9 protein-coding genes and 1 pseudogene are annotated in these 11,897 nt (G+C 71.4%); 3 read left to right on the top strand and 7 right to left on the bottom strand.

Going from position 1 to position 11,897, the window contains the following annotated elements:
* Positions 1 to 47 precede the first annotated feature (47 nt).
* Positions 48 to 1,313: a hypothetical protein gene (locus OV090_RS36630; RefSeq protein ID WP_267709364.1), complete on the bottom strand. Its 1,266-nt coding sequence runs from the start codon at positions 1,311 to 1,313 to the stop codon at positions 48 to 50.
* 337 nt (positions 1,314 to 1,650) lie between these two features.
* Here OV090_RS36630 and OV090_RS36635 point away from each other — a divergent pair, with 337 nt between their 5' ends.
* Positions 1,651 to 2,022 (top strand): hypothetical protein, encoded by a 372-nt coding sequence (locus OV090_RS36635; protein WP_267709365.1) that lies wholly within the window; start codon positions 1,651 to 1,653, stop codon positions 2,020 to 2,022.
* A 210-nt stretch (positions 2,023 to 2,232) separates the two neighbouring features.
* A complete protein-coding gene (locus OV090_RS36640; protein WP_267709366.1) occupies positions 2,233 to 3,018 on the top strand; it encodes an SDR family NAD(P)-dependent oxidoreductase in 786 nt (261 codons plus the stop codon).
* 167 nt (positions 3,019 to 3,185) lie between these two features.
* On the opposite strand, the gene OV090_RS36645 is transcribed toward OV090_RS36640, so the two are convergent.
* Complete coding sequence (locus OV090_RS36645) at positions 3,186 to 4,559, bottom strand: MFS transporter (RefSeq protein WP_267709367.1); 1,374 nt, start codon at positions 4,557 to 4,559, stop codon at positions 3,186 to 3,188.
* Between the two features lie 358 nt (positions 4,560 to 4,917).
* On the opposite strand from OV090_RS36645, the gene OV090_RS36650 reads away from it, so the two are divergent.
* Positions 4,918 to 6,018 carry a hypothetical protein gene (locus OV090_RS36650; protein WP_267709368.1) on the top strand — a complete coding sequence of 367 codons (1,101 nt, stop codon included), beginning with the start codon at positions 4,918 to 4,920 and terminating at the stop codon, positions 6,016 to 6,018.
* Positions 6,019 to 6,213: 195 nt separating this feature from the next.
* On the opposite strand, the gene OV090_RS36655 is transcribed toward OV090_RS36650, so the two are convergent.
* The 5 genes and pseudogenes from OV090_RS36655 to OV090_RS36675 all read right to left on the bottom strand — a co-directional run.
* Entirely contained in the window at positions 6,214 to 7,122 is a 909-nt protein-coding gene (locus OV090_RS36655) for a hypothetical protein (RefSeq protein WP_267709369.1), read from the bottom strand.
* Between the two features lie 214 nt (positions 7,123 to 7,336).
* Positions 7,337 to 8,434, bottom strand: coding sequence for a DNA ligase (locus tag OV090_RS36660; protein WP_267709370.1), 1,098 nt, complete (start codon positions 8,432 to 8,434; stop codon positions 7,337 to 7,339).
* Positions 8,435 to 8,529: 95 nt separating this feature from the next.
* A complete protein-coding gene (locus OV090_RS36665; RefSeq protein ID WP_267709371.1) occupies positions 8,530 to 9,717 on the bottom strand; it encodes a hypothetical protein in 1,188 nt (395 codons plus the stop codon).
* 50 nt (positions 9,718 to 9,767) lie between these two features.
* Positions 9,768 to 10,721 (bottom strand): cyclic nucleotide-binding domain-containing protein, encoded by a 954-nt coding sequence (locus OV090_RS51180; RefSeq protein WP_346660435.1) that lies wholly within the window; start codon positions 10,719 to 10,721, stop codon positions 9,768 to 9,770.
* A gap of 149 nt (positions 10,722 to 10,870) precedes the next feature.
* Positions 10,871 to 11,842: pseudogene (locus OV090_RS36675) on the bottom strand (serine/threonine-protein kinase); the annotation flags it as partial.
* Positions 11,843 to 11,897 lie beyond the last annotated feature (55 nt).

Raw genomic sequence — 11,897 nt, forward strand, 5'->3', positions numbered from 1 at the left:
CTCTCTACTCCGGACTCATCGAGGGTGTCCACGAGATCGGGGCAGCTTCACCCCCATCCGGTCACGACAAAACCACCTGCCCGCAGCGGCGCAACGGCCATCCCCCCGTCGTGGTCCAGCAACTCGCCCGGCGAGGTCCACTCGGCCAGTGCTTCGCCGTCCAGGCTGTAGCGCAGCACCACGGTCCGCGGGACGAGTTCGTCAAGGTCGTTCTTGGTCTCGCGCTCACCGACCGCGACGACCTCGCCGCCCACGATCGCCACGCCGCGCGCGACCTCGTCCCACATGTTCGTCTGATCTTCCACTAACGACGCCGCGAACGTCGCTTCGTGCAGGAGCTCGCCGCTCACCGCCGAGACCCACCAGACCTTGAGGTCATGTGTGCCCGGGCTGACCTCGACCGCACCAGGGAGGATCAGCACCTCGCCAGCGACGGCGAGCGCGTGGACCGAGGTCCCGAGCGGCCCCGTCCACGTCGGTCCCTTCCCCTCGCCGAACGTCACACGCGACACGGCCCACCGCCTCGACCCGTTGTCCGGCCGCGTCCAGGCCACGAACGCTGTGTCGTCGCCCGCGACGGCGATCGCCGGCCCGCGGCCTCCGCCCGTCACTGCGACAGGGCCGAGCAGGATCGGAACCCCCTCGGGCTGACCCTTGGTTCCATCGATGCGCACCGCCACCGCCTCGAGCGCCTGGTTCGTCTCGAAGTACCCCCCGACGGCGATGCCGTTGCCGAGCATCGCGGCGCTGGTGAAGCCGTTGATCGGCCCGGCCTTCACGTAGGGCGGCCAGACGTCGGTCCCGCCGGGCTGGACGTCGATCAGCAGCTCCTCCGCGTCCTCGCCGCTGACGCCGTCGGCCGCGCGCGCGACGGCGCGGATCATGTGCATGCCGTCCCCGGGGATGTCGTCGGACGTCACCTCGAAGACGTGGACGGGGAGCGCCGGCGCAGCGCCGAGCACCAGCGGCGTATCGCCGTCGAAGATGTCGATCGACGCGACCGGCCGCGACGTCCACACCGAGACCTGCACCTCGCCGACGTCGATCATCGGCGAGGGGGTCAGGACCACCTCGACCTCGACCGGCAGCGCCTCCTCACCGCCCGCTCCCGACCCGCCGCTCCCGTCGCCCGCAGTGGTGCTCGAGCCGCCGCTGTCGCTGTGTCCGGTCACGGTCTGGATCCCGTCGCCGCTGCTCGGAGGGTCCAGGCTCGACGACCCCGTCATGCAGGCATCGACCTCGGCGCAGCCCACCAGCGGGGGCCACGGCGCTGTGCATGCCGCGACCAGGACGAGCACGAGGGGGAGCAACACGGGGACAGCGGTGGACATCTGGGGCCTCACGGGCATTGGCTCAAAAACGAGCACGGAAAGCAACTCCGCCGGGAACGGGGACGAGGGCCGTTTGCGACGACCCCCGAGCCATGCGGTGGCCGCCCACTCCCAGCAACACCGCGCCGACGACCACCGATGTGCCACCCGCGAGCGCGAGTGCGAGGCTCGGCGGCCCCAGACGCCGTAGTCCTGCCCCAACGCGGCGTCCTGGGCGAGTCGGTCGGCCGAGGCGCCGAGGCATCCGGAGCCGGCTCGCCCCCATTCTGCGACACAAGTCTGCGGCCTGGTCGACGGCACCATCGACCACGACGCGTTCATGGCCTTCGACCGCCAGCGCCGGGCGCTCTACCGCGACGGCTCGGACGACGAGACGCCGGACGAGCCGCTGTTCGCGTTCCTGTCCGAGACCTCGCTGCTGCTCGGCGGCACCGACTTCGCCGGCGACCACTGGATCGAGTTCCCGGGCGGCGCGCTCTGCTCATGGACGCAACGCGCGTGGGGCGAGTGTTTGCGCCACTGGGCCCGCGCGGCCAGGAAGCGGGGCGAGCTGCACGGGGCATGGCTCGCCCGCATGGACCACGTGTTCTTCACCTACTACGCCTATACGGCTGAGCCTCGCTATGAGGCGTGGTGCCAGGCGGCGCTCGAGGTCATCCGTCGCAAGTGTGAACGCCAGCTCGACGAGTGACGATCACAGAGCAGCCCCGGCGACCCGCGCACTCACATGACCTTAAAGACATGTGAGCAATGAGATTGTGAAGTCATGCTCATCCGTGCGACCCGCGGCTACCGCGCGAACCGGCTGACGGCCGAGCCCGCTCGCGGCCGGTCCGCCGCGGATGTCGGGCGCGCGGCGACCCCTGTCAGATAGACCCGAGCGTCGAGTTAGCCTGGCCGCATGACCGCACGTCAGCCGCTCGCCCTCGTCACCGGGGCCAACCGGGGCCTCGGCCTCGAAGTTTGCCGCCAGCTCCGCGACCGGGGCTACCGCGTCGTCCTGACCGCTCGCCAGGCGGAGCACGGCCGCGCGGCGGCCCAGGAGCTCGGGGTCGAGTTCGTGGCGCTCGACGTCCGCGACCCGGTCAGCGTCGACCGCCTGGTCGCCGAGCTGAAGCGCGTCCACCCGGAGGGCCTCGATGTCGTGATCGCCAACGCCGGCGTGGCCCTCAACGGCTTCGACGGCCAGGTGGCGGAGACCACGATCGACACCAACTACTTTGGCGTCCTGCGGGTGGTCGAGGGCGTGCTCCCGCTGCTGCGGCCCGATGCGCACCTCGTCCTGGTCTCGAGCGGCGTCGGCCAGCGCGACCTGTTGTCGGCCGAGCTGCGCGCGCGCCTCGACCTCGACTCGCTCACGCGCACCGAGCTGTCGGCGCTGATGCGCCAGTTCGTGACCGACGTGAAGGACGGTCGCCACCGCGAGGCCGGCTGGCCGGGCACCGCCTACGGGACCTCGAAGATCGGCGTCACCGCGCTGGCCCACCTGCTCGCGCGCGACCTCGCCGACGACCCGCGCCGGCTCGACACCGTGGCAGTGTGCCCCGGCTGGGTCCGCACCGACATGGGCGGCCCCAACGGCGAGCGCGACGTCGAGACCGGCGCCGGCAGCATCCTCGGCGGCCTCGACGTCCCCCGCGACGCCCCCCACCGGTTCTACCGCGACGGCGCCCCCGCGAACTGGTAGCCCGAGCGACGGCATGTCCCTCGGAGCATGTCCCGAGGGTCATGTCCTGTTTCAGGGCCGTTCGGCGTCGTCGACGACGCTCGTGGACATGTCCGAATGAGCCTGTCCCCGAGGACAGGCTCATGTCGATCATGCGCGTGATCTTTCCATGAGCCCCGCGCCACCGATCAAGCAGGCCGGTGCCCCGCCGCCGTGATCCCCGCCCAGATTCCGGGCCGGCGGATGTGGCCGCGGTCGCCGGGCTTGAGGTCGTCGATCTCCGGGGTGCGCCAGATCAGCAGCACCGCGCCGGCGAGCAGCAGGATCAGCGTGAACACGCCGACGCCGAGCTGCACCGCCAGGCCCGGGCCGCCACCGAGCTGCGCCGCCAGCCAGTCGCCGAGCAGCGCCGACAGCACGCTGCCGACCGGCATCGCGCCGAACATCGCCATGTTGAACAGCGACAGCACACGCCCACGCATCGCGTCGGGGGTCAGGAGCTGGACCGAGGTCATCAGGCTCGAGAAGGCCCAGATCCAGAAGAATCCCGACACGAGCAGGCACGCGGCCGCCCACGCCGGCTCGGTCAGCGCGCAGTAGAGCGTCATCGACGCCCCGGACATCAGGAGCGCCAGCGGGATGATGTGGTGCCGCGGGTACCACGACGGCAGGCGGCCCAGGGTCAACCCGCCGAGCACCGCCCCGGCGCCGACGGCCGACAGCATCACGCCGTAGGTGGCCTCCTCGGCGTGGTACACCTCCGACACGAACAGCGGCAGCATCCGCTGCAGCGGCGCCGCCAGCATGCTGAGGAGCAACAGGCCCAGCATCACCCGGCGCGCGCCGACGTGGTCGCGGACGAACCGCAGCGCCTCGCCGACCTCGCGCCACGGCTTGTGCGCGCCCGTGCTGGCCGGGGGCGCCGGCGCGGTCGAGCGCACCGCCCACATCACGCTGACGAAGCTGAGCGCGTTGAGGGTGAACAGCAGGGTCGCGCCCCACCTGGCCATCAGGACACCTGCGAGCGCCGGCCCGGCCACGCGCGCGAGGTTGAACTGCATGCCCATCAGCGCGATCGCCTGCGGCAGCTCCTCGCGCGGCACCAGGCGCGGGCTCAGCGTCTGCCACGCCGGCGTGTTGAAGGCCATGGCGATCCCGTTGACGAGGCCCAGCCCGATCAGCACCGGCGGCGTGGCCCAGCCGAGCGCGTGGGCCACCGCCAGCAGCGCGGCGATCGCCATCATCGCCACCTGCGTGATGAGCAACATCTTGCGCCGATCGACCCAGTCGACGAGCAGCCCGGCCGGCAGCCCGAGGAGAAGCATCGGCCCCAGCTGCGCGACCGCGAGCGCGCCGAGCATCAGGGTCGAGGCTGTCTGTTCGGCCATGAGCCACTGGACGCCGACGCCCTCCATCCAGGTGCCGAGCGACGAACCCATGGCCCCCAGCCAGACCCGGCGGAAGCCGACGTGGCGCAGGACCCCGCGCCACGCCAGGCCCGGGGCCTCGACGCCCATGTCGACCTGCGACGCGCTCGGATCGACCTGCAGGTGCTGGACCACGGCGCGAGCATAGCCCGTCGCCCGAGCCCGCGCCGCATCGCCGCCCCGCATGAACTTTCGGACATTTTTCACACGAGCGCGCTCCGGCGCCCGTCACGTCGTGGTCGCAGCGGCGGCGATGTGCCACGCTGTCGCTCGCGGCCTCGCCGCCGCGGACGCGCTCCGCGCAGCGACCTTCGCCCGCGGAGCGCCCACGCGCTCATGACTCTCCAGACATGTCCCTCGGGCCATATACGAAGTCGGTCCCGCTCGCGCGACTCGCCCCGCCATACACGCGTCCATGACCATCCGGACATGTCCTCTCGACCAGCACGCCCCTGATTCAATGTCCCCGTCCCGCCGACCGCGGTCCTGACCGATGACCCGCCCCGCCCGCGCGCTCGCTCTCCTCCCGCTCGTGGCTGCCACGGCGGCGCTGGCGGTCCCGCGCCCGGTGCACGCCTGCGACTGCGCCCTGCTCGGCCCGACCTTTCACCCGCCGTACGTGCCCGAGGCGTTCGCCGCCGCCGTCACGACCTCCGAGGAGGTCGCCGGCCTCACCTGCCGTCCGGCCAGGCGCGGCCGGCTCGCCTGCACGTGGGCCGCCCGCTACGTGCTCACCCGCGCAGTCGCCGGCGACATCCCGCTGACCTTCGCCTACCCGATCGGCGCCGACGTCGTCGTCCGCCTCGATGGCGAGGTCGTCGCCGACTCTGTAGCGAGCCTCGATCCGCGGTTCGGCGTCGCCCAGCGCGAGCTGTTCGTCACCTGGCCCGCGGGACAGGCCAGCCGCGCCGTCGTCGAGCTCCGCGCCGACCTGCTCGTCGGCCCGGCGGTGTGTGGCTGCGACGCCGGCAAGACGACCAACCGCCGCCGCCACCCGAAAGTCTCGCCGGCAGGCCTCCCCCACTACGCCGTCGTCTACCAGCCGCAGGCGCAGCCCGAGCGCGTGCGCCTCAGCCTCGAATTCCGCCGCCCGTGGCGCGAGCACCGGCCGTCGCTGTTCCCGGGAGGCAAGGGCCGCCGGATCACCCGCGACATCGCCAAGGACGGCGACGACCCGGTGAGCATCGGCTTCAAGGCCCCGTTCCGCCTCGACCCCGGCGGCCCGATCGCCGGCGTCGGCCTCGGCTTCTCGCCCGAAGGCCTGCGCCCGCGCCTGCGTCTCGGCTGGGAGCTCGCGTGGCCTCAAATTTGGGTCCACAGCCTGGTGGTCGAGACCGACGCGCGCGCCCGCGTGGCAGTGATCCCGGCGTGGGAGCTGACGTATCCCCGCGTCCCGCACCCGCTCGTCCCCGACAGCGGCATCGGCGTCGGCGCGCCGATCCAGCTGGCCCCGCTGGCCCGCCCCGGCGTCCGCGTGTTCGCCCGCCTCGGATGGTTCTGGTGCCACCTGCTCGGCACCCTCGACGTCTACCCGGCCTTCCGCGGCGCCCCGCCCGAGCGCCTCGGCTCGCTGATGCTGCAGTTCGGGATCTGACCCGCGCTGTTACATGTCCGAAAGGACATGCTCTTCAAGACCGGTGCGATCCCAAACTTCAACGTCTTCAGACATGCTCTTCAGCGCATGTCCTTCGCGCCCGCTCGCGACGACGCCCGCCGCACTCGGGGGAGTGGGCGGGCGCTATCGGGCCGTCAGGCCGCCGTCAGGCGTGGTTGGGGGGTCGGAAACCGCTCACTTGGAGCCGGCGCACTTGGCGTCGGCCTTGGTGATCCAGCCGTCGAGCTCGGCGTCCTTCAGGTTGTACTTCTTGACGGCCTTGTAGACCTGCTCCACCTGGTACTCGCAGATGAGCATCTTGTCGACCTGAGCCGGCAGGATCTTCTTGCCGAGGTCGACGTAGCAGCCCTTGGCGACCTCCTGCAGCTTGTTCTTGGCCCAGTCCGAGGTCAGCTTCTCGAGGTCCTCGACCGCCATGCTGCACTGGAAGGGCACCTCGTTGGTGCCACCGTCGAGGTTCTTCTTGGCCTCGTCGAGGGCCTCCTTCGCGCGCTTGCCGGCCTCGACCTCCTTGCACAGGGCGTCGGCCTTGGTCTTCTCCTCGGGCGACACCTTCTCGGCGGTCGCCTGCAGGTCGAAGCACTTGCTCAGGCCGTCGCCGCCGCTGTCGCGGATGCCCTCGAGCTCCTTGATCGCGGCGTCGATCGACTTCTTGAACAGGTCAGCGCACAGCTTCTTGACCTCTTCGTCCTTGATGTCGCTGTACTTACAGGACGACAGGGCGTCCTCCATCTTCTCGCCGGTCTTGAGCGCGCCCTCGACTTCCTTCTTGATCCGGATGGCCTGCTTCTTGTCGCTGAGCTCCTGCTGGCACTTCTTGTACTCGTCGCAGGCGCTCTTCTTGGCGCACTCGAGGTCGGCCTTCTCCTCCTCGGGGTCGCGGTCCTTCTTCTCGCGACAGTCCTTCATCACCAGGTCCTTCAGGCCCTCGACGAGCGCCTTCTCCTCGGGCGAAGCACACTCCACGGCCTTGTTGAAGACCGTCGAGCAGTAGTCGCCGCCGCCGCACCCGGAGGTGGAAGACATGCCGAGACCGAAGGCCACCAGGCCCGAGGCGAAAAACATGCGATTGAACGTGTTCATGGAGTGTCCGTGGGGTCTTTCGTGCTGATGGGTCGACGAATTCGCAGGTACGCGGCGGCGAAAGTCAAAACCTGGGGGGAGTGGATCAATTCGACGGACGGCCTTTTGTTCAGTGCGAATTCGCGCTGCGCAAGTACCATATTTGCGCGCGCGAGACAACTACGGCCGCATCCCCCCGAGCCCGCTCACGCCCCGGAGACCGCCCTGAACAGCGTCATCGGCTCGCCTTCTTGGCCGGGGCCGCGCCCGGCGTCCACGCCACGTCGTGGCGCACCCCGACGAACGACGGGAAGCGCGGCACCCCGCCGTCCGACAGCTCTTGATAGCGGAACGTGACGATCGTGCCGACCACGGGCGGGTCGTTGCGGTCGGCGTCGGACATGCCGGTGCCGAGGGCGAACCGCGTGCCGTCGCGGAGCTCGACCAGCAGCGCCCCGAGCCGCCCCTTGTGCTTGCCGGTGCCCGGCTGGTGCCCGACCACCCGCGCCTCGTCGTCGTGGAACGTCTTGACCTTGAGCAGCGAGTGCGAGCGGCCGGCCTCGTAGCGCGAGCCGGGCCGGCGCAGCATCAGGCCCTCGCCGCCGAGCGCTTCCACCCGCATAAGCTCACGCTGCAGGTGCTCCGCGCCGGTACAGATCTCGTGCGCGAGCGCGCTGGCGAACGCCGGTCGGCGCCGCTCGAGCTCCCCGTGGTAGTGGCGCATCCGCGCCTCGAAGTCGCCCTCGTGCCCCGGCGCGTCGAACACCAGGAACCGGATCTGCCGCCACGCGTCGCCGCCGTCCTGCCGCCGCACCACGCTCACGGTGCGCTGGAACGCCTTGCGATCGAGCCACAGCTCGCCGTCCAGCGTGAAGTCGGGCAGCCCGGCCGTGAACCACTCGGGCGCGTGATAGACGTTGCCCAGCCGCGACACGAACCGCTTGCCGTCCCAGTAGGCCCGCACGCCGTCGAGCTTCTCGCTCATCCACCAGCCGGTCGGGTCGACGTCGGGCTCGTACACGTGCGCCAGCAGCAGCGGCGGCGCCTGCTCGCCCGCCTCGTCGCCGTCCTCCGAGCTGGTCTTGGGGCCAGCCTTGCTGGCCTTCGGGACAGCCGACTTCGGAGCCCCGGCAGGCGCGCCGATCCGCGCCAGCTCGACCGCCTCGCCGCGCAGCCCCTTGAGGTGCTTGCACGTGCGCCGATCGATCGGCCCGCCCGCGTTACGCCACGCCGGGCAGCTGCACGAGTACACCCCGCCCACGTTCTTCAGCACGTACGGCTTCGCGCCGGACCCCTTGACCTCGACCGAGTCCCCATCTGCCAGATCGGGCATGTCCCATCCTTCGCCTTCGCGGCCGGCCGAGACTACCCGCTCGCGGCGATCCGCGGCAGATCGGGCCGGCGCGGGCGCTCGGTCGATATCGAGCGCTACGGCGTCAGCAGGTCGAGCATCTTCGGCGCCAGCTGATCGCCGGAGAGCAGCGCGCGCTGCAGCACGAGCACCTGGAACCGCGGCGGCGGCCGGCCGCACACGCGGAACGCCCTGGTCATGATCGCGCGCTCGGCCTGGCGCACCCGCCCGTCGAGCACGCACGCGATCACCAGCGTGTGCAGGGCCGACTTCTGCTCGGCGGGCAGCAGCCGGCGCAGGCACTCGATGAAGCGCGGCACGTCGTCGAGCGCCTCCGCGTCTGTCTCTCCGATCCTGCTCTTCAGGTCATCCAGCAATTCGATCAGGTTCGGGTGGAAGTCGCGCGAGCGGACCACCGCGGTCCCGATCGCCCGCATCAGCGCCTCGCGCAGCCCCGGCGACGGCTCGGGGTGCGGCGCCAGCACGAAGCCGAGCAGCTCGTTCGCCGCCGACGGCCCGATCGCCCGCAACCTCGCCTCGCGCAGCGCCCGGCGGCACACCAGCGCGTCCCACAGCGCGGTGATCGGCACGGCGACGAACGGGATCCAGGCCCGCAGCGCCGCGCGGCCGAAGATCCGCGTCAGCAGGGTGCGGGCGACGAACTTCGTCAGGCTGACCTTCGCCTTGTAGACCAGCGTCGCCATCAAGATCCGCAGGCGCGACGCCTCGCGCCGCGGATCGATGCCGAACATCGGCCGCGGCGGGTTCGGGATCTCGAGCGCCGCGCGGGCCAGCACCGCGGCGAAGATCTCGTCCTCGTCGTCGACGATGTCGCCCGCGTGGCGGACCACGTCCTGCCCGACCTCCTTGGCGCGGAACAGCGGCAGCCCGGCCGCGGCCGCCAGCTGGTGCACCGAGTCGATCGCGTTCCAGTAGATCAGCGACAGCTCGATCGCCACCAGCGGCAGCGCGGCCAGCAGCGTGAGCAGCATGAACTCGGCCCACCGGCCCCAGCTCGCGCTGCTCGGGTCGTCGCCGAGCAGCGGCTGCAGGGCGACGTTGGCGATCGCCCCGAGCCCCGCGCACACCGCCCCGACGATCGCCGCGCGGCCGACCGCCAGGTACTCGATGCGGCGCAGCGCCCGGCGCTCGTCCGGGTTGAGGAAGTGGACCGCGTCGCGGGCGTCGGGGTGCGCCGCCTTGCCCGCGCGGCGCTTGAAGTACCGCACGGCGAGCGCCTCGACCACGCGCCGCTTCTGCGTCACAGGCCCGAGATGCTAGCGCATCTGCGGCGGCCGGTGCGGCGCGCTGGCGCTCACGGCAGGGCCAGGTCGACCTTCTTGGCCAGGATCGTCTTGGCCAGCGAGCGCAGGGCCGCCTCGCGCTCGGTCGCCACGCGCAGGCGCTCGGACAGCACCTCGATGACCGCGAGGCCGATGTCGCCGCTCTCGCGCACGATCTTGCGGAAGCGGTCGGCCCCCAGCATCAGCGCCCGCACTGGCTCCTCGGTGGCGAACACCCCGGCAGTGCGCGCCGACTGGCTGAGCACCGCGACCTCGCCGCACACATCGCCGGGCTTGAGGCGGTTGATGACGGCGCCGTCACGCACGACTTCGACCGTGCCCTCGAGCAGGATGCACAGCGCGTCGCCTGGCGCCCCCTGTTCGAACACCGCCTGCAGCGGCGCGAACGCGACCTCGTGGCAGGCCTCCGCGATGGCAGCAGCGCGGCCGTCGGCACCGCGTTGAACAGGCTGATCTTGCGCAGGAACATGATGCGGCCGATCAGCGTGCGCAGGCTGTGCGGCGCGCGCGAGGCGTCGATCTCCTCCTCGTCGTCGCCGCACAGGGTGCTGACCACGTTGAGCCACGGGTCGTCGATCGCCGGCCCCGGCCGCTGCAGCTCGGACGTCGTGATCGGCGACAGCTCGCGCGAGCGGGTCAACCTCCGCCCGGCGCGCACGATCCCGCTGAAGCACTTCTGGCTCAGCGTCAGCAGCAGCTCCATCGCCACCTCGCGCGTCGGGCCCGACGTCGGCGTCGACGACGGGTAGATGCGCATGAACACCCGCCAGTACACGTCGCCGCCGGCGTCGCCGAGGCTGTCGACATCGCTGTCGCTCTCGAGCCCGCGCAGGATCAGCAGCGCCGCCTCGCGGTAGACCGCCATCAGCTCGCGGCGCAGGTCGGCCAGGCCCCGCTCGTCCATCATCCCAGTGCCCGCCACCGCGTCCTCGTCGCGCGGGCGCCCGGCCAGCCAGTAGTCGCACTCCTCCTCGAGCGGCCGCAGGCGGTCGATCAGCAGGTGGGCCGCGTCGAGCGAGCGGCGGGCCAGCTCCGACCGGCGCATGCGCTCGCGCGAGCCCTCGAGGTACGCGTCGAGGTCGGCCAGCAGCTCGACCACCGAGCCGTAGCGGTGCTCGCGGTTCTTGCTCAGCGCGCGGCGGCAGATGTCCTCGACGCCCGGGGGGATCGGCCGGTTCGGCGCGCGCCTCGACGGCGGCTCGAGCTGCTCGACCATCACGCGCATCAACACCTCCTTGGCGTTGGCGCCCTGGAAGGGCTGCGTGAGCGTGAGGATCTCGTAGAGGATCACCCCGAGCGACCAGATGTCGCTGCGGACGTCGAGGTCGTGGCCGGCCTTGGTGATCTGCTCCGGCGCCATGTACTCCGGCGTGCCGGCGTGCATGTGCGCCCGCGCCTGCCTGCGCCCCTGCGGACCCATCACCTGCGCCAGGCCCCAGTCGACCAGCACGACCTCGCCGTACTCGCCGATGAGCACGTTCTCCGGCTTGAGGTCGCAGTGCAGCACCCCGCGCGCGTGGGCGTAGGCGACCGCGCGGCACAGCTCGATGAAGCAGCCGAGCAGGCGGTACATGCCGAAGCTGTGCGTCGTCGCCGGGTCGCCCTCGTGCAGCGCGTCGATGATCTGCGACAGCGGCCGCCCGGTCAGCCGCTTCATCGTGTAGTAGAGCCCGAGCGTCGGGCTGCAGCCGAGGTCGTAGGCCGGCACGATGTTCGGGTGCTCGAGGCCGCCGGTGATGATCGCCTCCTCGACGAACGCCTGCACCCGCACTGGGTCGTTGACGTGGTGCGGCGACAACACCTTGACCGCCACCGTGCGCCGCATGCTGCGGTCGGCCCCCAGGTAGACCACCCCGCCCCCGCCGCGGCCGAGCTGATCGCCGACGGCGTAGCGACCGTCACCGATGCCGTCGATCGGCGGCCCGAGCTCGTCGAGGCCCGGGCTCACCTGCGGCTCGACCTCGATGTCGCGCAGGTAACGGACGATCTGCGGTTCGGTCCCGGTCACCGTCGGGCGGAGCTCCGCCATGACCGGCTCGTCCTCGTGGTCCGGCTTGTCCCACGGCCATCGCTTCGTCCCGCTCATGCGCGGACCGCAGCATAACAAAGGACGCGGGCGCGCGATCGCGCTCCATGCCGCC

Origin of the sequence: Nannocystis sp. RBIL2, from assembly GCF_026626745.1 — a bacterium.
GTDB lineage: Bacteria > Myxococcota_A > Polyangia > Nannocystales > Nannocystaceae > Nannocystis.

Coding starts and splice junctions, on each gene's coding strand:
- OV090_RS36660 (WP_267709370.1), bottom strand. CDS start 8,434: ATGCCCGATCTGGCAGATGGGGACTCGGTCGAGGTCAAGGGGTCCGGC.
- OV090_RS36640 (WP_267709366.1), top strand. CDS start 2,233: ATGACCGCACGTCAGCCGCTCGCCCTCGTCACCGGGGCCAACCGGGGC.
- OV090_RS36650 (WP_267709368.1), top strand. CDS start 4,918: ATGACCCGCCCCGCCCGCGCGCTCGCTCTCCTCCCGCTCGTGGCTGCC.
- OV090_RS36655 (WP_267709369.1), bottom strand. CDS start 7,122: ATGAACACGTTCAATCGCATGTTTTTCGCCTCGGGCCTGGTGGCCTTC.
- OV090_RS36635 (WP_267709365.1), top strand. CDS start 1,651: ATGGCCTTCGACCGCCAGCGCCGGGCGCTCTACCGCGACGGCTCGGAC.